Below are 19,627 nucleotides of genomic sequence, written 5' to 3'. Positions count from 1 at the left end.
GCGATTTACGTCATTTTGACAGGCACCGGCGCGGGTGCGATGCGCCGAACATGACGCTTTCGTCCTTGTTCCTCCAGCGCCTCGATCCCGAACGCGCCCATGAACTCGCCATCAAGGCACTGGCTGGCTGGGGAGCGCTGGGGACGCCCGGCGGCCGCAACCCTGCCCGCTTCCCACGCCTGGTCACCACGGTGGCGGGGCTGAGCTTCCCCAACCCCGTCGGCATCGCGGCCGGGCTGGACAAGGATGCGCGTGGCGCCTCCGGCCTGTTCGCCCTTGGCGCGGGCGCGGTGGAGGTGGGAACGCTGACGCCCCTGCCCCAGCCCGGCAACCCGCGCCCGCGCCTGTTCCGCCTGCCCGACGACGGGGCGGTGGTGAACCGATATGGCTTCAACAACCAAGGGCTCGCCGCGGGCGTTGCACGCGCGGCAACAACGCGGCGGCGTGGACCGCTTGGGATCAACGTCGGCGCCAACAAGGACGCGACCGACCGTGTCGCTGACTATCACGCTGGCGTGGAAGCGGCGGTGAGCACGGGTTGTGCCGATTACGTCGCGATCAACATCTCGTCGCCCAACACCCCGGGCCTGCGCGATCTGCAGCAAGGGACGGCACTCGCCGAGCTGCTGGCCGCGTGCAACGAGGCGCGGGGCACAACACCCTTGTTCCTGAAGGTCGCGCCCGATCTCGATCCGGCGACGCTCGACGGCGTGGCGCGCGCGAGCATGGACGCGCGGATCGGCGCACTGGTGATCGGCAATACCACGGTGTCGCGCCCGGCGGGCCTGACCTCCCCGGCGGCAGCGGAGACCGGTGGCCTTTCGGGGCGGCCCCTAGCGCCGCTTGCCCACCAGCGCCTTCGCGACTTTCGCACGGCGACCGGGGGAGCGCTGCCGCTCGTGGCCGCGGGCGGGATCGGCGACGCGGCGGAGGCCTATGCGCGGCTGCGTAGCGGGGCAAGCCTGGTGCAGCTTTATACCGCACTGGCTTTTGGCGGGCCGGGGCTGGTGTGGCGGATCGTGCGCGATCTCGACGCGCTGCTCTCCCGTGATGGCCACGCCAATGTCGCTGAGGTGGTGGGCACCAACTGACCCGTTCCGCAGCTTGCACGTCGATCGCTTGCCGCTACGGTTCGCCGCGATGAGGACGATTACTGCCCTGTTGTGCGCCGCTGCTGCGCTGACTGCCCTTCCCGCCGAGGCCCGCCGCCCTGCCCCGCGTACCGTTCCTGGCATGGTCAGCGCCGCTGATCCGCGCGCCGCCGCTGCGGGCGTGGAGATCCTGCGCGCAGGCGGTAGCGCCACCGACGCCGCCATCGCGACCATGCTCGCGCTGGGGGTTGTGGAGCCCCAAAGCTCCGGGATGGGCGGTGGCAGCTTCTGGGTGCGCCACGACGGGCGCGGCAGGTTCGCCACCATCGACGCGCGCGAGACGGCGCCTGCCGCCGCCGGCCCGCGCTGGTTCTACACCGCCGCCGGCACGCCGCTCAGACATGCCGACGCAGTGCCGGGCGGGCGCAGCGTCGGGGTGCCCGGCGCGTTGCGCGGCATGGCCCTCGCCCATCAACAGGCGGGCAAGCTGCCCTGGGCGCGGTTGTTCGATCCCGCCATCCGCCTTGCCCGCGACGGCTGGCGGCTGACCCCGCGTTTCGTCAACGCCCTGGCCCAGAATGGCCGGCATATCACGCCCGAGACGCGCGCAATCTTCTCCGGCCCGAACGGCGAAACGCTGCCCGCCGGAAGCCTGGTTCGCAACCCTGCCCAGGCTGCCCTGATGGAGCGACTGGCAAAGCTTGGCGCCGACAGCTTCTATGTCGGCCCGCAGGCGCAAAAGCTGGTCACGACCGTCAACACCGCGTGGCGCAATCCGTCCGCGATGACGACGGGTGATCTCGCCAGCTATCATGCGAAGGCGCGTCCGCCGATCTGCCTGACCTACCGCGCCCACAAGGTCTGCGGCATGGGGCCGCCCTCATCCGGCGGCATCACCGTCCTGATGATCCTGAAGCAACTGGAACGGTTCGACATGGCGCGCCTGGGCAGCGCGTCGCCCGTCGCGTGGCACCTGTTCGCCGAATCCTCACGCCTCGCCTATGCCGATCGCGACCTGTACGTTGGCGATCCCGATTACGTGAGCGTTCCGGTCACCGGGCTGCTTGACCCCGCCTATCTCGCCAGGCGGTCGGCGCTGATCTCCCCCACCCGCGCGATTGACACCGTGACCGCCGGTCAGCCCGCGGGCGCTCCGCCGCGCATGTCCGTGCCGGCAAGGGAGGTTGCCGGCACCACCGACCTCGCCGTCGTCGACCGTCGCGGAAACGTGGTGGAGGTGACGACCACGGTCGAGGGCGTGTTCGGATCGGGCCTGTCGGTCGACGGCACCGTGCTCAACAACCAGCTGACCGACTTCGACATCGTGCCCGACAAGGACGGCGCTCTGGCCGCCAACCGGGTGGAGGGCGGCAAGCGGCCGCGTTCCTCCATGGCACCGACGATCGTTTATGGTCCGGACGGCCGGGTCCGGCTGGCCGTCGGTGCGGCGGGCGGGCCGACCATCATCGCCCAGGTCGCCAAGGCGATCGTCGGGGTAGTCGACTGGGGCATGAGCGCGCAGGATGCGATCGCAACCGGACTGGTCTTCGCGCCGGGCCCGGTGGTGGTCGAACAGGGCACCGACCGGGAGGCCGTGGTCGCCGGCATGCGTGCGATTGGCGACAAGGTGACCGTGACGCCGCTCGGCCTGAAAGCAAACGCGATCGAATGGAAGGACGGCCGCTGGATCGGCGCCGCCGACCCACGAAGCGAGGGCGTCGCGATGGGCGAGGATGGCAGCATAACGAGATTAAAACGTGTCGGGGCCAAGCCCGGCCAACCGCCCGAATAACCGGCAAAAGCCGGACAAGCAGGAGAGACAATTGCGGCAGTTCGAGCACTTCCCCAATCTGGTGTCGATGTTCTTCGCGCGGGCCTTGGAGCGGGGCGATGCGCCGTTCCTGTGGAGCAAGAAGAACGGGCAGTGGCAATCGATCAGCTGGGCGCAGGCGGCGCGCCAGGTTGCGGGCCTTTCCACGGCGTTGCGGGCCATAGGCCTAACACCCGGCGACCGCGTGATGTTGGTGTCGGAGAACCGGCCGGAATGGGCGATCAGCGACCTTGCCATCATGGCGGCGGGGCTGGTCACGGTCCCGACCTACACCACCAACACCGAACGCGACCACGCGCACATCATCGAGAACTCCGGCGCGTGCGCGATCATCGTGTCGACACAGAAGCTCGCCCGCACCCTGTTGCCTGCCGTATTGAAGTCGAACCAGACCCACACGGTGATCGGCATGGACGAGATGCGGGTGCCCACGGGCGCGCTCACTTTCCACGATTGGCATGGGCTGATCGACGCGCACCCTGCCGAATCCGCCGCCGTGGCCGCCGGCGCAACCTTTACGCGGCAGGACCTTGCCTGCATCATCTATACTTCGGGCACGGGCGGCGCGCCGCGGGGCGTGATGCAGCACCACGGCGCCATCCTGCATAACGTCGCCGGGTGCCTGGCGGTCATCGCCGAGGATTTCGGCTGGGGGGACGAGGTATTCCTGTCCTTCCTGCCGCTCAGCCACGCCTATGAACATACCGGCGGGCAGTATCTGCCAATCGGGCTCGGCGGGCAGATCTTTTACGCCGAAGGGCTCGAGAAGCTCGCCTCCAACATCGAAGAGGTTCGCCCGACCATCATGGTCGTCGTGCCGCGCCTGTTCGAGGTGCTGCGCACCCGCATCACCAAGGCGGTCGAGAAGCAGGGCGGGCTTGCCGCGCGCCTGTTGTCCCGCGGGCTCGACATCGGTGCCAAGGATTACAGCGGGCAACTGCGCTGGACCGACCGGCCGATGCGCCTTGTTGTGGACATGCTGTTCAAGCCCAAGATGGCGGCGCGCTTTGGCGGGCGGCTAAAGGCGATGGTATCGGGCGGGGCGCCGCTGAACCCGGAAATCGGCGTGTTCTTCCATTCGATCGGCCTTACGCTGTTGCAAGGCTATGGCCAGACCGAAGCGGCGCCGGTGATCGCCTGCAACCGCCCATCCGCCGGCATCCGCATGGACACGGTGGGCCCGCCCCTGCTCGATACGGAGGTCCGAATCGCTGAGGATGGGGAGATCCTGGTACGCGGCGAGCTGGTGATGAAGGGCTATTGGCGCAACGACGCGGAAAGCGCGCGGGTCCTCCAGGGCGGGTGGCTTCATACCGGGGACGTCGGCGAATTCGACGAGGCCGGGCGGATCAGGATCACCGATCGCAAGAAGGACCTGATCATCAACGACAAGGGCGACAACATCGCGCCCCAGAAAGTGGAGGGCATGCTGACCCTCCGGCCCGAGATCGTCCAGGCGATGATCATCGGCGACCGCCGACCTTACATGGTCGCGGTGATCGTGCCCGATCCCGAATGGACGCAGGAATGGTGCGCGGCGAACGGATCACCCTGTCGCGCCGAATCGCTTTCGCAGAACAGCGCATACCGCACTGCGATAGGGCAGGCGGTTGAGCGGGTGAACAAGGACCTGTCGCAGATCGAACGGGTCCGACGCTTTATCCTGGCTGACGAGCCGTTCACCATCGACAATGGCCAGCTGACGCCGAGCCTAAAAATCCGTCGCCACGTGCTGCGCAGTGTGTACCAGGAACGGCTGAATGCGCTGTATCATAGCTGAAAACCTCGACTGTGAACGTTCTCAGATGCAGAAACTGCAATCGCAGCGGCATATGTTGCACTTGCGATAACCATTGCTGCGCTGCAAAAGGGGTGTGCCTTTCAGGCATCCTCTCCTAAAAACTTTTACGGCCGGTCTTTGACCGGCCTTTTTTTTGTTCCCGGTCCGGCGTAGCGGTACGCCATCGTCCTGCCGAGAACATAAATGCGTGCAGGAGCGGAGCCGCCGGTAAGACCGGCACCGGCCGGACGATGGCGGGGGATTGAGCGGCACACAGCCTGCTCTCCCCCGCGCGTTTCCGTTTTTTAGATTGCTCCAACTCGGGAGCCGCCCAGTGTGGCAGCCCCGGAGCCGTGACCCGTCAGCGGGCCGACGACGGCGCCGTCGCGGAGCCCTTGTCCCGCGGCAATACGGCCATGGTCCAGTCTGTGTCGGGCCGGAGGTACTTGCGCGCCGTTTCCTGAAGAATAGCGGGCGTCACCGCGACCAGGTCGCTCGGATAAGACCGGGTTGCGTCATACAAACGCGGGTCGAAGGTCGCCCCGCTCAGTTGGCGCAACCAGAACAGGTTGCCGGTCGATGCCCGCAGGAACTGCTGCCCCATCGGCACCAGCACCCGGCGCAATTCGTCCTCGCCCACCGGACGCGCGGCCAGATCCGCCGCGATCTCCCGCGACAGGCGGAAGAAGAAGTCGACCTTGTCGGGCGACAGCTGCCCGATCGCGACCAGCCGGCCGCCCCCCGTCAGGCCCAGCGGCCATTGACTGGCGACGCTGGGACTATAGCTCGCCCCCGCCTCGTTGCGCAGCCGCTCGAACAGGCGATCGGAAAAGACCTGGGCGAGCACATCGAGCCGCCGCGACTCGGCAATCGCCGTCACTCCTGAGCCGGTGGGCCAGGCGATCACCGCCGCAGCCTGGGTATCGGGGCCGCTATGGGTGCGGATGACGGGCCGGGCGTTGTGCGCAGGGAAGCGGACGGGAGCCGCCGGGCCTGTCGCGCCCTTGCGCGGCGGCAAGGTGCCCAGAGTGCGCGCGACCGCCGCGATCGCGTCGTCCGGCTTCACCTCCCCGAAGATCGACACCTCGATCGGCCCGGACGCCAGCCGCGGCGCCCAGAAGCGCTTGAACTCCGCCGGGGTAAGCTTGTTCACGTCCTCGCGGCTGGGCGTCTTCCAACGCGGATCATCCGCGCGCAGCAATCCTTCGAGATCGCGGGAGAGGACTCCGTCCGGCGAGGCTTCCAGCCCCGAATAGCCTGCCAGCGCCACCGCCTTCGCCCGCGCAACCGGTGCCGGGTCCCAGGCCGGGGCCTGCAATTTCGCGGCGATCAGTCGCAATTCGTCGGGGTAGTCGGCAGGCGACGTGATCGCCCCAAGCGACAACGCGTCATCGCCCATGTCGAAATCGAGGCCCAGGCGACGACCGGCAGTTAGCTGGTCGAGGTCGCCTTGGTTCAACGAACCGATCCCGCTCGCCACCAGCGCCAGCTCACCCGACCAGGCCGGCGTTGTCCGGTCGGCAGGCACCGCGTTCCAGCCGCCGCCAAAGCGCACGCGCACATAGACACGCCCCGATTCGGACGCGTTCGGGTACATCAGCAGGCGAACGCCGTTGGAGAAGGTCACCTGCTCCATCTCAAGCTGCGCGATCTTCTCGCGCGCGGTGACCGTCGCGGGACGGCCAAGCGCGGGCAGCTTGTCGAACGTCACCGCCGCCTGCGCACGACGTTTGCCGGCCAGGCCCGACACATCGGCTTTTAACGCCGCCGCAAGCTTTGCGGGTGCCGCCGGGTCTGCGGCATGAAGGTTGGCAACGACGCGGGTGGCGTCGCCCTGGAAGATGCGCCGGGTGGAGGCGAGAAGCGTTTCAGGGGTGAACATCCCCTTGGCGCGTGCGTCCTTCAGGATCTCATAACTGGTCTGAGGGCTGGTCGTGGTTTCGCGAATATCCAAGGCCTGCGCCATGTCGTCGGCCTGCTTGGCGCCAGCCTCCACCCGCGCGGTTTCCACGCCCGTCCGCATCGCAGTGTCGTAGTCGGCATATTCGCGATCGACCTCCGCCTGGCTCGGCGGGCTCGCCATTGCATCGGCGATCACCGCCCGCACGTCGCGCAGCGCTGCTTCCCAATCGTCCCCGACCGGCACCACGTTGACGGAGGTGACGTTGGCCGAGCGGGAAACGTCGTCGAGGTCGACGCCCGCCTGCAGGAAACTGCCCCCTGCCCGCGCGCGCTGCTCCAGCCGCCGGCTGATCAGCCGGGTCGCCAGCGTATCCACCAGCCGCTTCTGGTTGAAGATGACCGTGTCGTTGTTGAAGTGCCACGGGCGCAGCACGCTCATCGCCACAAGTACCGGCACGCCCGGTTCGACCAGGGTAGCCGACACGGGCTTGCTGGGATCGGGCTTGCCGAAATCTGGCTCGGCCGGGGCCGTGCCGATGCCCTTCCAGCCGGAAAAATGCTGCGCCACCAGCCGCATCGCGACCTCTGGGTCCATGTCGCCCGATATGATCACGGTGGTCCGCTCCGGCCGATACCAGCGATCGTGAAAGGCGCGAATCGTGTCGGCGGTCCCGGCCGTCAAGGTTTCCACCGTGCCTATCGGTGAGCGATCGGCAAGCGGCTGCCCGGCAAAAAAGGTGCCGCGGATCAGGTCGCCGATCCGTACCTGGGGCCCGGGCTGCTCGCGCCGCTCGGCCAATACAACCGGTCGCTCCGCATTCACGGCTGCCGGTATGATGGCCGGGGCAGCGATCATGCCCGACAGGATCTTCAGGCTTTCGCCGACATTCGCTTCTGTCGCGCCCGGCAGGTCGAGCTTGTACACCGTCTGGGTTGGCGTGGTGGACGCATTGGTGTCGGAGCCGAAGGTCGTGCCCATCCGCTGCCAGATGCGCTTGGCCTCGCCATCGGGCACGAACTGCGACCCGCGGAATGTCAGATGCTCGATGAAGTGGGCGAACCCGCGCTCGCTGTCCTTTTCGAACAAGGAGCCGGCATCGACCCGCACGCGTATCGCAACCTGCCCCGGCGGCACCCCGTTCCGCCGCACGGCAAGGCGCACGCCGTTGGGAAGCGTGCCGAACTGCCACGCCGGATCGGGCGTGATGTCGCTGCCCTTGTAGAGCCAGGGCGTCCGGTCGATCGCGACCGGAGCTGCCGCGGTGGCTCGCGCGGGCGCAGCAGGCGCGACGCGCTGGGCGGCGAGCGGCTGAGCCAGCAGGGGAAGGAGAAGAACGAAACGCAACGCGCGCGAGGAAAACGGCATGTCCTCGCCATAGCGGCCCCGGCGCTTCCCCGCCAGCGATCAGACGGTGGCTGATTACGATCCGGCCTGTCGCCGCCTGCCATCTTTTCGACCCAGATGCGGGCTACCACCCATGCCATGGACCGGCCGAACCGCCGGTCCAGCGCGTCGACGGCGCATGGTTCGGTCGCAGGGCATTGAACGTATGACGAGCGGTGCGAATATGCTGGGCCAGATGGCCGCTGATCGACGGCGGGATCCACTAGCGAATGGTCCGGCGCAGCCCGGGATGGTTCCCGACCTAAACGTGATCTCCGGCGCTCCCGTGCCCGGCGCCCGAATGGAGGCGGAGCGTGGGCGCCCCCTGATCATCACGATCGGCAAGCACCTCCGCGGCATCTTCGACAAGCTGATCGCGTCGTCCTCGGTGGTTCCGAACGACCCGGTGCTGGATGTGCGCGCCTTCCCGTGGACGCAGATGTTGCGGGAAAATTGGGAAGCGATTCGCGACGAAGCGCGGGCGGTCGCGCTTCGCGGCGAGGCAGCGCCTAGCCTTGCCACCATTTCCCCCGACCACCGCTCAATCGCGGAGGTGAACAAGTGGCGGTCATTCTTCCTGTGGGGCTATGGTTATCGCATCGACGACAATGCCGATCGGTGCCCGCGCACGACTGCCCTGGTGGAGCAGATCCCCGGCCTCAATAGCGCCTTTTTCTCGATCCTGGCGCCCGGCACTCACATTCCCGATCACCGCGGTGTCACCAAGGGGCTGATCACCTGTCACCTAGGCCTGATCGTGCCGCGTGACGGCGACGTCCGGATGCGCGTCCATGACCGCGTCGTCCGCTGGGCGGAGGGCGAAACGCTGGTGTTCGACGACACCTATCAGCACGAGGTGTGGAACGACACCGGATCCACGCGAGTCGTGCTGTTGATCCAGTTCGAGCGGCCGCTGCGACAGCCGGGCAGGTGGTTCGCCGAGTTCTTCATGGGCTTCGTCAAGCGATCGGCCTTTGTGCAGGAAGCGCGCGACAACATCGACAGCTGGAATCAGGCGGTAAAGCAGCTCGATTACTGAGGTCGAGCGGCTTCGGCCGGCTTGTTCGGGCGAAAGGGATCGTTTCCCTCGACGTGCTTGATCCCCCCGCGCGGGGACGCCACATGGCAGCCATGCTGATCGAGACAGAATCCACGCCCAACCCGGCAACACTGAAATTCCTGCCGGGCCGAACCGTCATGGGCGCCGGCACGCGCGACTTCGCCACCCCCGAGGAGGCCGAAGCGAGCCCGCTCGCCGAGGCGATCTTTGCGCTGGGCGACGTGACGGGCGTGTTCTTCGGCCGCGACTTCGTGTCCGTGACCGCGGCGCCCGGCACCGACTGGCGTGACCTGAAGCCGGACGTGCTTGCCATCCTGCTCGATCATTTCACCGCGCAGATGCCGCTATTCCGCCCGGCCGCAGCCGGGTTCAGCGTTCCGACCGAGGATGATGGCATCACCGACGATCCCGCCGATGCGGAGATCGTGGCCCAGATCCGCGAGTTGATCGACACCCGCGTGCGTCCGGCCGTGGCCAACGACGGCGGCGACATCGTTTATCGCGGGTTCGACAAGGGCAAGGTCTTCCTGCGCATGCACGGCGCCTGCGCCGGCTGCCCGTCCTCGACCGCCACACTGAAGAACGGGATCGAACAGCTGCTGCGCTATTATGTCCCGGAAGTCACCGAAGTGAGGGCGGTTTGATGCCGGCGATCAACGACCAGGCGCTGGATCAGCTGTTTCGCGAAGCACGTACCTTCAATCACTACACGGACGAACCGGTCGCGGAGAGTGACCTCCATGCGATCTGGGACTTGATGAAAATGGCGCCGACCAGCGCCAACCAGATGCCGGCGCGACTGGTCTGGTGCGTCAGCCAGGAGTCGAAGGCAAAGCTTGCCGCCTGTGCTACCGGCACCAATGGCGAAAAGATCCTGGCCGCGCCTGTCAGCGTCGTGATCGGCATGGACACCGAGTTCCATGAATACCTCCCCGAGTTGTTCCCGCACGTCGACGCGAAGAGCTGGTTCACCGGTAACGCCGAGCTGCGCCAGGCATCCGCATTCCGCAATTCGACGTTGCAGGGCGCGTACTTCATCATGGCCGCGCGAGCGCTGGGCCTTGGCACCGGCCCCATGTCCGGGTTCGACGCCGGCGCGGTGGACAAGGCGTTCTTTGCCGATCAGCCTTCGGTCCATGCCAACTTCATTTCCACGCTGGGCCATGGTGACGTGAGCACGCTCCACGAACGCCTGCCACGTCCCGCGTTCGAGAAGTTCAACCGGATTGCTTGAGGGGATTGCGACCGAGGGTAGTGACCCGGCAGGCATGCCGGGGCTGACCCTGGTGATTGACACCGCCACTGCCGCCTGCTCGGTCGCCTTGATCGACAAAGGCCAGGTGATTGCGCGAAACCATCAGGTCGTCGGACGCGGGCACGCCGAGCGACTGGTCCCCATGATTGCCGAATTGCCGGGCGGTGGGCGGGCCGACCGAATCCTGGTGGATTGCGGCCCCGGCAGCTTCACCGGGATCCGTGTCGGCCTGGCAGCGGCGCGGGGCCTGGCATTAGGCTGGAACGTCCCGGTTTCGGGGTACTCATCGGTCGCCCTGATCGCGGCCGCCGCCCTGAACCGCACGGGCGCGCCCGCGCTTGCCGCCGTGCTGGAAGGTGGGCATGGCGAATTGTTCATGCAGACTTTCGCGTCCGATCTTCAGCCACTCGACACGCTCGCGTCCCGCCCGCCAGCGGCGACGCTGGCCGCCTTGGACGGGCGACCGGCGGCGGGTTCCGGCCTGGCGCCGTTGCGGGCACTCGACCCCGGCCTGGTGGGTGAGGACAGCTGGCCCGATGCCGGCGATGCGGTGCTCTTGCCCGTTGCAGCCCGCGCCCTTTCGCCGCGCCCGCTTTATGGGCGCGCGCCGGATGCCAAGGTGCCCGCGGTACGCTGATGGCGACTCGCCAGGTCACGCTGCGCCCCGGGGCTTCTCGCGATATCGCGGCCGTGGATGCGCTGATGGCCGCAAGCTTCGACCCTCGCTTTGGCGAAGCCTGGACGCACGGACAGGTTCTGGGGGTGCTCGCCATGCCGGGAGTGCGCCTCACCCTGGCCTTTATTGACAACGTTCCAGCCGGTTTTGCGCTCGTCCGAACCGTGCTGGACGAGGCGGAATTGCTGTTGCTGGCGGTGGCGCCTGATTTTCGCCGACAGGGGATCGGCGGCGCCTTGCTACGCGCCGCGATTGCGGACGTTGAACAATCCGGCACGAAAATCATGCACTTGGAAGTACGCGCGGGCAACGAAGCAGGTCGGCTTTACGCACAGAACGGGTTCCACAAGGTTGGCGAACGTCGCGGCTATTATCGCTCAGTCACCGGAACTGCACACGATGCGCACAGCTATCGCCGCTTCTCACCAGAGAAATGATGATCTCGGACATTGGGTTGCATCTGCGCCGGGCAACAGTGATAGCGAATTTCATACGTGATTTTGCAGGACGTTAATCGATCAATGGAATGTCCCGAACTGGTGTCGCTTACTGCTGAGATTGTTGCGGCACATGTGAGCAACAATTCGGTCCCGACCAGTGACCTCCCCGAACTGATTCAGACCGTTCATGGTGCTTTGGCGGCGCTCGATTCGTCGACAGTGACCGCCGCTCCGCCGGCAGTAGCCCCGGAGCAGTCGATTGCTGATGACCATCTTGTCTGCCTGGAAGATGGTAAGCGTTTAAAAATGCTGCGCCGGCACTTGATGATCCATTACAACATGACCCCCGAACAGTACCGCGCCAAGTGGAACCTGCCCGTTGATTACCCGATGGTTGCGCCCGCTTATGCGGCTCGACGGCGCGACCTAGCCAAGCAGATCGGGCTGGGCACGGCCGCCAATCGGAAACGACCAAGCGCCTGATCCGGCTTTTGCGAGTCGGTAGCGCTTTTCGCAACAAGCGAAGGCGAGTAGATACAGGCCATGGCGCGTAACATCGATCTTGAAGCCCTTTGCAATCAAAAGGGGCTCCGCATCACCGAGCAGCGCCGGGTGATCGCCCGCGTCCTGTCCGAGGCAGAGGATCATCCGGACGTCGAGAAGGTCTATGAGCGTGCATCCGCCATCGACCCCGGCATCTCCATCGCCACCGTGTACCGCACGGTTCGCCTGTTCGAAGAGGCCGGCATCCTCGACCGCCACGACTTCGGCGATGGTCGCGCGCGCTACGAGCCAGCGCCGGAAGCACATCACGACCATTTGATCGACGTCGAGTCGGGCCGGGTCATCGAGTTCGTCGATCCCGAACTCGAGCAATTGCAGAAGGCGATTGCCGAGAAGCTAGGCTTCCGATTGGTTGATCACCGAATGGAGCTTTACGGCGTCAGCCTCGACCGCAAGGCGTGAGTCGCCTGCGGTTCGTCGGTCGCTTGAGCCGGCTGCTTCTGCTCGTTCCCGGCTATCTGATGATGCATGGAGCGTGGCGAGTGGTCGGGCGGCCTTCCCCCTGGCCTACCCGCTTCCTCGCTGCCGCGGCACGCGCTTGCGGTGTCCGGGCCAGCTTGGTCGGCGAGCCCTTGCGGCAAGATGTGATGGTGGTCGCCAATCATCTCAGCTGGCTCGACATCCTTATCCTGGGCGGCACGTGCGGCTGCGCCTTCGTATCCAAGGCGGAGCTGGAGGGCGTGCCGGTCATCGGCTGGCTGGCCACCCTCAACCGGACGATCTTCATACGTCGGGATGAGCGCCGGGCCGTTCCCGCCCAGATCGCCGCGATCCAGGCGGGCATGGCCGCAGGGCCGGTTGCGATTTTCCCCGAAGGTACGACGGGCGACGGGGTCACGTTGTTGCCCTTCAAGCCGGCGCTGTTCGGCGCCCTCGACCCGCCCTCGCCAGGGGCACGGCTGCAGCCTGTATTCCTGGACTATGGGAACCTTGCCGCTGAGGTCGCATGGGGCGAAGAGGGTGGAGCCGCCAACGCGCGCCGCGTCCTGGGGCGGGTCGGCACAATAGCCGTCAGGGTGCACTGCCTGAAACCGATCGACCCCGTTGCGGCTGGCGGTCGCAAAGCCATTGCCGCCACCGCGCGCGAACGGATCGAAGAAGCCTTGGGCACGCGCACGCAAGCTCAACAGGGCTGACCTGCGGCCACCCCTTCACCATCAGGGCTTAACCGGGTACAGGGCCGCGAGATGTCGTCCCCTCCAAAAACCTTTCACGTCAAGTCGTTCGGCTGCCAGATGAACGTCTATGACGGCGAGCGGATGGCCGAGTTGATGGCCGCCGACGGCATGACCGCGGCTGCGGACGCTGGCAGCGCTGACCTGGTGGTGCTCAACACCTGTCACATCCGCGAAAGGGCGACCGAGAAGGTTTATTCGGACATCGGCCGGCTGCGCAAGAATGCGCGGCTGGAGGGTCGGACCGCGCCGATGATCGCGGTTGCCGGCTGTGTCGCACAGGCGGAGGGTGAGGAAATCGTTGCCCGCGCAAAGGTGGACGTGGTGGTCGGGCCACAAGCCTATCACAATCTACCGCGTCTGGTCGCCGATGCAGCGGCGGGTACGCCAGCACTCGACACCGACCTCGCCCGCCTTGCCAAGTTCGGCCGGCTCCCTGCGCGTCGCAGTGTGGCGCCCAGCGCTTTTCTGACCGTGCAGGAAGGATGCGACAAGTTCTGCACCTATTGCGTCGTGCCCTATACTCGTGGCGCAGAAGTCAGCCGCGGCTTCGACGCGATCATCGACGAAGCCCGGGCTCTGGTCGATGCCGGTGCGCGCGAGATCACGCTCCTCGGCCAGAACGTGAACGCCTGGGCGGACGCGGACGGTCGCGGGCTGCACGACCTGATCCGCGTGCTCGACCGCATCCCCGGCCTTTCCCGCATTCGGTATACGACCAGTCACCCCAACGACATGGCCGAGGGGCTGATCCGCGCGCATGGCGAGGTCGAAAGCCTGATGCCATTCCTGCACCTGCCCGTGCAGGCGGGCGCCGACCGGGTGCTGCGCGCGATGAACCGCCACCACACGCGTGACGGCTATCTGCGCCTGCTCGACCGCATCCGCGCCGTGCGGCCAGACATCGCCTTGTCGGGCGACTTCATTGTAGGATTTCCGGGTGAGACGGAGGCCGAGTTCGCCGACACACTGAGCCTTGTCGACGAGGTCGGCTATGCCCAGGCGTTCTCCTTCAAGTACAGTCCGCGCCCCGGCACTCCCGCCGCCGAGATCTCCGACCAGATCGCACCGGAGGTGATGGACGACCGGCTTCAGCGGTTGCAGGCCTCGCTCAACCGCGACCAGCACGCGTTCAACCGCGCCAGCCTGGGGCGGCGCTGCACGGTGCTGGTGGAACGGCGGGGCAAGCTTGCCGGCCAGATGCTGGGCAAGTCGCCCTGGCTCCAGTCGGTGCACCTGTTGACCGAGGCGCCGATCGGCGCACTGGTGGAGGTCGACCTGATTCAGGCGGGGCCAAACTCGCTGGCCGGTGTGCCCGTGTCCCCGGCTGCCGTCGCTGCCTGATCGGGAGGCGGCGGGTTCATCCCGGCCATCTTGCTTCAGGTGATACGGATTCCGGCTGTTACCCGGGCGCGAGCCGTGCCACTTTCTTGATCGCGTGATTGGCCGTGTCCTCTTCCCACCGCTTCTCTGGACCAGTGCCCGTCCCTACATGGCAATCGTGCCCCCGCCCGAAAGGATCGCATGAGTCGAAAGCCCGTCCCCGCTCAGCCTGGCGAACGCAGCCGCCTGGAACTGTTGTTCGACAAACCCCAGTATCTGAGCCAGTTGTTCGGCCAGTACGACCAGCATCTGGTCGCTCTGGAGAACCGCCTGGGGGTCTATATCACCGCACGCGGCAACCGGGTGGGACTTGAAGGATCAGCGGAGCAGGTGGCGCTTGCTCGTGACGTGCTGAACGATCTCTATGCGCGGATCAGCCGCGGTGAAGAGGTCGACACGGGTCTTGTCGACGCATCCATCGCCATGGCGGACGAACCGCATTTCGACGGCATCATTCGCGCCGATGGCGGCGGCGCCGGTGCGCCCTCTGTCATGATCCGTACCCGCAAGAAGACCATTGTCCCGCGCACGCCGGCACAGGCACACTATATGCGCGCGCTGACCAGCCACGAGATGATCTTCGCCCTCGGGCCCGCAGGTACCGGCAAGACCTATGTCGCGGTCGCGCAGGCGGTGGCGCAGCTCATCACAGGCTCCGTTCAGCGGCTGATCCTGTCACGTCCCGCCGTGGAAGCGGGCGAACGACTGGGCTTCCTGCCCGGCGACATGAAAGAGAAGGTCGATCCATACCTTCGCCCGCTCTACGACGCGCTGTACGACTGCTTGCCAGCCGAGCAGGTCGAACGCCGGATCGCGAGTGGGGAAATCGAGATCGCGCCGATCGCGTTCATGCGCGGGCGCACGCTGGCGGACGCGTTCGTTATTCTGGACGAGGCGCAGAACACCACGCCCGCGCAGATGAAGATGTTCCTGACCCGGTTCGGCCAGAACAGCCGCATGGTCATCTGTGGCGACCCCAACCAGACCGATCTGCCGGGCGGCGTGCAGGCATCGGGGCTTGCCGACGCGACCCGCCGGCTTGAGGGCGTCGAGGGCATCGCCTTTGCGCGATTCGGTGCGGGCGACGTCGTTCGCCATCCCATCGTCGGGCGTATCGTTGAAGCTTACGAGGGCACCGATGCTTGAAATCGCCCTGTTGCGGGAGGAACCCTGGCCGGAAGCGCCGGCCGGAGGTTCCGATTGGGAGGCGCTTGCCACCCGCGCCGCCCGGGCCGCGATCGAGCGCACGCCGCATGGCGAGCTCCTGACCACGCCAGCGCTGGTCGAATTATCGGTGCGGCTCGCCTCCGATGAGGAAGTGCGCGGCCTCAACGCGCAGTATCGCGGCAAGGACAAGCCGACCAACGTCCTGTCCTTTCCCATGATCCAGGCAGACCTGATCGACACGGTCAGCCAGAACTCGGACGATGGGGAGTTGCTGCTGGGCGATATCGTGCTCGCCCATGGCGTGTGCGTTGCCGAAGCGGCCGAGCGCGGCATCTCCGTAGAAACCCATGCAACCCATTTGATGGTGCACGGCGTTCTGCATCTGCTAGGCTATGATCATCTGGAGGACGGGGAAGCGGACGCCATGGAAGAGATCGAGCGCCAGGCGCTTGGCTCGCTTGGCATCGCGGATCCCTACCTCGTCAGGGAGGAATGAATACCGGCCATGGCCGACGACCGAAGTAGCGCCCGCGCGGGCGCCCCGTCCAACGGCGACGAGGGAAGCATCTGGCGCGGGCTTAAGGGATTGATCTTCGGCAACGATGCCGAGGACACGTTGCGCGACCAGTTGGAGGATGCGCTGGACCGGCACGAGGGCGATCCCGCCCCGGACGAGCCCGGCGACCTGTCGCTTCTCGAAAGGCAGATGGTTCGCAACCTGCTGCACTTCGGTGAGCGTGACGCGGGCGATGTTGGTGTCCCGCGCGCCGACATCGTCGCGGTGGAACAGGCGACGACGTTCGACCACCTCGTCCAGATCTTTGCCGAAGCGGGGCATAGCCGCCTGCCCGTATACCGCGACAGCCTGGATCATGTGATCGGCATGGTGCACGTCAAGGACGTGTTCGCGATCCTGGCGACGGGTGCGGCCAAGCCCGAGTCGATCACCGACCTGATCCGCGAGCCGCTTTATGTGCCCATGAGCCGTGGCGCGTTGGACCTGCTGGCCGACATGCGCGCCAAGCGAGTGCATCTTGCCATCGTGCTCGACGAGTTCTCCGGCACCGAGGGTCTGGTCACGATCGAGGACCTGATCGAGGAGATTGTCGGCCATATCGAGGATGAGCATGACGAAGCGCCAGAAGCGCTGCTGGTCCCGATCGACGGCGGCGCCTGGGACGCTGACGCGCGCGCGGAACTGGAGGACGCGGCCGAGTTGATCGACACGCGCCTGGGCCGTGCGGACAGCGACGTGGATACGATCGGCGGGCTGGCAGCCGTGCTGGCCGGGCGCGTGCCGGCGGTTGGTGAGTGCGTCGACCATCCTTCCGGCTGGCGGCTGGAGGTGACCGATGCGGACGAGCGTCGAGTCAATCGCCTGCGGCTCCATCCCCCTGTGGTCGAGCGCGTCGAAGAGGATGCGTAAAGCTGGTCGTGACCGGCGAGTAATCGATTTTCTCGCTGGTCACGATCAGATCAAATTATTCGCTAAATCTCTGGCGACGCGGTAGCATCCCCGCCAAGTCACGCTGGAGAGAGATTATGGACGCGATTAGCTCCGAAAGCCCGATCAACGATCCCAAGAAGCAGCCGGAAGCGCTGCGAAGGCTGCTCGGCCAGACGCCGCGCGATTGGTGGCCAGAGGCGCTGTCGCTTCACATCCTGCATCAAAAGGGCAAGTCGTCGAACCCCTATGGCGACGAGTTCAACTACGGCAAAGCTTTCCAGACGATCGACTATGCCCAGCTGAAGGCCGATCTGACGGCCTTGATGACGGACAGCAAGCCCTGGTGGCCGGCCGACTATGGTCATTACGGGCCCTTCTTCATTCGCATGGCCTGGCACTCGGCCGGTACCTATCGCACCGGTGATGGCCGCGGCGGCTCCTCGTCCGGGCAGCAGCGTTTTGCGCCGCTGAACTCGTGGCCGGACAACGGCAACCTCGACAAGGCGCGTCGCCTGTTGTGGCCGATCAAGCAGAAATACGGCGCGAAGCTGTCCTGGGCGGACTTGTTCATCCTGACCGGCAATGTGGCAATCGAATCGATGGGCGGCCCGACCTTTGGCTTTGGCGGCGGTCGCGAAGACAGCTTCGAGCCCGAGCAGGACGTGTACTGGGGCACCGAGGAGGAGTGGCTGGGCCAGACCCGCATCGATGAAGAAGCCGGCCTGACCCTCGAATCGCCGCTGGCCGCGATCCAGCACGGCCTCATCTATGTGAATCCCGAAGGTCCGGGCGGTTGCCCCAACCCGATGGGCTCCGCTCGCGACATGCGCGAAACGTTCAGCCGCATGGGCATGAACGACGAGGAGACCGCAGCACTGACCGCCGGCGGCCATACCTTTGGCAAGGCGCACGGTAACGGCGACGCCAGCAAGGTCGGCAAGGAGCCCGAGGGCGCGGACATCGCCAGCCAGGGCCTGGGCTGGGCATCGACGCACGGCACCGGCATGGGTGACGACACGATCACGTCCGGCCTGGAAGGTGCGTGGACGCCGACGCCGATCAGCTGGGACATGACCTATTTCGACATGCTGCTCGACCACGAATATGAAATCGTGAAGAGCCCGGCGGGTGCGTTCCAGTTCCAGCCGGTAGGCAACCCGGAAGACACGCTGGCGCCGTCGGCGCACGTGGAAGGCAAGAAGGTGCCAACCATGATGACCTCCGCCGACATGGCGCTGAAGGTCGACCCGGCATACCGCGCGGTGATGGAGAAGTTCCGGGCGGACCCGGCCTACTTCGCAGACGCGTGGGCACGTGCCTGGTTCAAGCTGACCCACCGTGACATGGGCCCGCGCGTCCGCCTGTTGGGCCCGGAAGTGCCGCAGGAAGACCTGATCTGGCAGGATCCGATTCCGCCCGCCGATTACCCGCAGATCGAGACGCAGGACGTTACCGAGTTGAAGGGCGTTATCGCCAGTTCGGGCCTGACCGTGTCCGAGCTGGTCGGCACCGCCTGGGCGTCGGCATCGACCTGGCGCGTGTCCGACTGCCGCGGCGGCGCCAACGGTGCCCGCATCCGACTGGCCCCGCAGAAGGACTGGGAGGTCAACCAGCCCGAGCAGCTCGCCCGCGTTCTCGCCAAATATGAGCAGATCAAGGCGGACTTCGACGGCAAGGGCGCCAAGAAGGTTTCGATCGCCGACCTGATCGTGCTTGGCGGTTCCGTTGGCATCGAGCAAGCGGCCAAGGCCGCCGGCCATGACATCGAGGTGCCGTTCAAGCCGGGTCGGACCGATGCCTCTGCCGAGCAGACCGACGCGGAAAGCTTCGATGTGCTCGAGCCCAAGGCAGACGCGTTCCGCAATTACCTGCAGGTTAAGTACAACGTCCCGACCGAGGAGTTGATGATCGACCGCGCCCAGCTGCTCGACCTGTCGAGCCCTGAGATGACGGTACTGATCGGCGGCCTGCGCGTGCTGGGCGTCAACGACCCCAAGGCAGGCAAGCACGGTCAGTTCACCGATCGCCTCGGCCAGCTGACGACCGACTTCTTCCGCAACTTGCTCGACATGGGCACCGCGTGGAAGCAGATCAGCGACGAGTCGGACGAGGAGTTTGTCGGAACCGATCGCTTCACGCATGAGCACAAGTGGACCGCGTCGCGCACCGACCTGGTGTTCGGCTCCAACTCCCAGCTTCGTGCGCTGGCCGAAGTATATGCCATGGACGACGCGCACGAGAAATTCGTGAAGGACTTTGTGGTGGCGTGGACCAAGGTCATGAACGCCGACCGATACGAACTGGCCGACTAAGACGAACAAGCGTTCCGTGCGGAAGGGCCGTCGGCAGCGATGCCGGCGGCCTTTTCGCGTGTGTGGCGGTGTTGGCCGCCCGGCGTTCAACCCGGACTTGCTAAGCCAGGAACCGCGTAGCGACAGCCAGCCGCGACCTGATCCGCTGCGAAGGATTGTG

17 protein-coding genes are annotated in these 19,627 nt (G+C 66.1%); 16 read left to right on the top strand and 1 reads right to left on the bottom strand.

Annotated features, from left to right (window positions below; translation table 11 throughout):
* The first annotated feature begins 50 nt into the window (after positions 1-50).
* The 3 genes from FHS94_RS12470 to FHS94_RS12460 are packed head-to-tail and all read left to right on the top strand — an operon-like array spanning position 51 to position 4,702.
* Positions 51-1,091 (top strand): quinone-dependent dihydroorotate dehydrogenase, encoded by a 1,041-nt coding sequence (locus FHS94_RS12470; protein WP_184058307.1) that lies wholly within the window; start codon positions 51-53, stop codon positions 1,089-1,091.
* A 49-nt stretch (positions 1,092-1,140) separates the two neighbouring features.
* The gene (gene ggt / locus FHS94_RS12465) at positions 1,141-2,883 is read left to right on the top strand and encodes a gamma-glutamyltransferase (protein ID WP_425506183.1); all 1,743 of its coding nucleotides are present in this window, start codon (positions 1,141-1,143) and stop codon (positions 2,881-2,883) included.
* Between the two features lie 31 nt (positions 2,884-2,914).
* Positions 2,915-4,702: an AMP-dependent synthetase/ligase gene (locus FHS94_RS12460; protein WP_184058520.1), complete on the top strand. Its 1,788-nt coding sequence runs from the start codon at positions 2,915-2,917 to the stop codon at positions 4,700-4,702.
* Between the two features lie 361 nt (positions 4,703-5,063).
* Here the strand turns inward: FHS94_RS12460 and FHS94_RS12455 are convergent, their stop codons facing one another.
* Positions 5,064-7,970 (bottom strand): M16 family metallopeptidase, encoded by a 2,907-nt coding sequence (locus FHS94_RS12455; protein ID WP_184058305.1) that lies wholly within the window; start codon positions 7,968-7,970, stop codon positions 5,064-5,066.
* 268 nt (positions 7,971-8,238) lie between these two features.
* Between FHS94_RS12455 and FHS94_RS12450 the strand changes: the two genes are divergently transcribed.
* The 13 genes from FHS94_RS12450 (at position 8,239) to katG (ending at position 19,467) form a co-directional block, all read left to right on the top strand.
* Positions 8,239-9,027, top strand: a complete 789-nt coding sequence (locus tag FHS94_RS12450; RefSeq protein ID WP_184058303.1) for an aspartyl/asparaginyl beta-hydroxylase domain-containing protein — start codon at positions 8,239-8,241, stop codon at positions 9,025-9,027.
* Positions 9,028-9,119: 92 nt separating this feature from the next.
* Positions 9,120-9,692 carry a NifU family protein gene (locus tag FHS94_RS12445; RefSeq protein WP_184058518.1) on the top strand — a complete coding sequence of 191 codons (573 nt, stop codon included), beginning with the start codon at positions 9,120-9,122 and terminating at the stop codon, positions 9,690-9,692.
* Entirely contained in the window at positions 9,692-10,282 is a 591-nt protein-coding gene (locus FHS94_RS12440) for a malonic semialdehyde reductase (protein ID WP_184058301.1), read from the top strand. The genes FHS94_RS12445 and FHS94_RS12440 overlap by 1 nt, the downstream gene beginning before the upstream one ends.
* Positions 10,283-10,316: 34 nt before the next feature.
* Complete coding sequence (gene tsaB, locus FHS94_RS12435; RefSeq protein ID WP_184058299.1) at positions 10,317-10,940, top strand: tRNA (adenosine(37)-N6)-threonylcarbamoyltransferase complex dimerization subunit type 1 TsaB; 624 nt, start codon at positions 10,317-10,319, stop codon at positions 10,938-10,940.
* Entirely contained in the window at positions 10,940-11,416 is a 477-nt protein-coding gene (locus FHS94_RS12430; protein WP_184058297.1) for a GNAT family N-acetyltransferase, read from the top strand. Before tsaB ends, FHS94_RS12430 begins: the two co-directional genes overlap by 1 nt.
* 84 nt (positions 11,417-11,500) lie before the next feature.
* On the top strand, positions 11,501-11,902 hold the full coding sequence (locus FHS94_RS12425; RefSeq protein WP_184058516.1) for a Ros/MucR family transcriptional regulator: 402 nt from the start codon (positions 11,501-11,503) through the stop codon (positions 11,900-11,902).
* A gap of 60 nt (positions 11,903-11,962) precedes the next feature.
* Positions 11,963-12,385 (top strand): Fur family transcriptional regulator, encoded by a 423-nt coding sequence (locus tag FHS94_RS12420; protein ID WP_184058295.1) that lies wholly within the window; start codon positions 11,963-11,965, stop codon positions 12,383-12,385.
* A 23-nt stretch (positions 12,386-12,408) separates the two neighbouring features.
* Entirely contained in the window at positions 12,409-13,119 is a 711-nt protein-coding gene (locus FHS94_RS12415) for a lysophospholipid acyltransferase family protein (RefSeq protein ID WP_246348597.1), read from the top strand.
* Positions 13,120-13,170: 51 nt separating this feature from the next.
* The gene (gene miaB, locus FHS94_RS12410) at positions 13,171-14,502 is read left to right on the top strand and encodes a tRNA (N6-isopentenyl adenosine(37)-C2)-methylthiotransferase MiaB (protein WP_184058293.1); all 1,332 of its coding nucleotides are present in this window, start codon (positions 13,171-13,173) and stop codon (positions 14,500-14,502) included.
* A gap of 180 nt (positions 14,503-14,682) precedes the next feature.
* The gene (locus FHS94_RS12405; protein ID WP_184058291.1) at positions 14,683-15,687 is read left to right on the top strand and encodes a PhoH family protein; all 1,005 of its coding nucleotides are present in this window, start codon (positions 14,683-14,685) and stop codon (positions 15,685-15,687) included.
* A complete protein-coding gene (gene ybeY, locus FHS94_RS12400) occupies positions 15,680-16,204 on the top strand; it encodes an rRNA maturation RNase YbeY (RefSeq protein ID WP_184058288.1) in 525 nt (174 codons plus the stop codon). Before FHS94_RS12405 ends, ybeY begins: the two co-directional genes overlap by 8 nt.
* A 9-nt stretch (positions 16,205-16,213) precedes the next feature.
* Positions 16,214-17,134: a hemolysin family protein gene (locus FHS94_RS12395; RefSeq protein WP_184058286.1), complete on the top strand. Its 921-nt coding sequence runs from the start codon at positions 16,214-16,216 to the stop codon at positions 17,132-17,134.
* A gap of 116 nt (positions 17,135-17,250) precedes the next feature.
* The gene (katG, locus tag FHS94_RS12390) at positions 17,251-19,467 is read left to right on the top strand and encodes a catalase/peroxidase HPI (RefSeq protein ID WP_184058284.1); all 2,217 of its coding nucleotides are present in this window, start codon (positions 17,251-17,253) and stop codon (positions 19,465-19,467) included.
* The last annotated feature ends 160 nt before the right edge of the window (positions 19,468-19,627 follow it).

This window comes from Sphingomonas aerophila (assembly GCF_014199305.1).
Taxonomy (GTDB): Bacteria; Pseudomonadota; Alphaproteobacteria; order Sphingomonadales; family Sphingomonadaceae; genus Sphingomonas; species Sphingomonas aerophila.
Note: the sequence above shows the minus strand (reverse complement) of the source record. Positions and strands in the feature narration are given on the sequence as shown.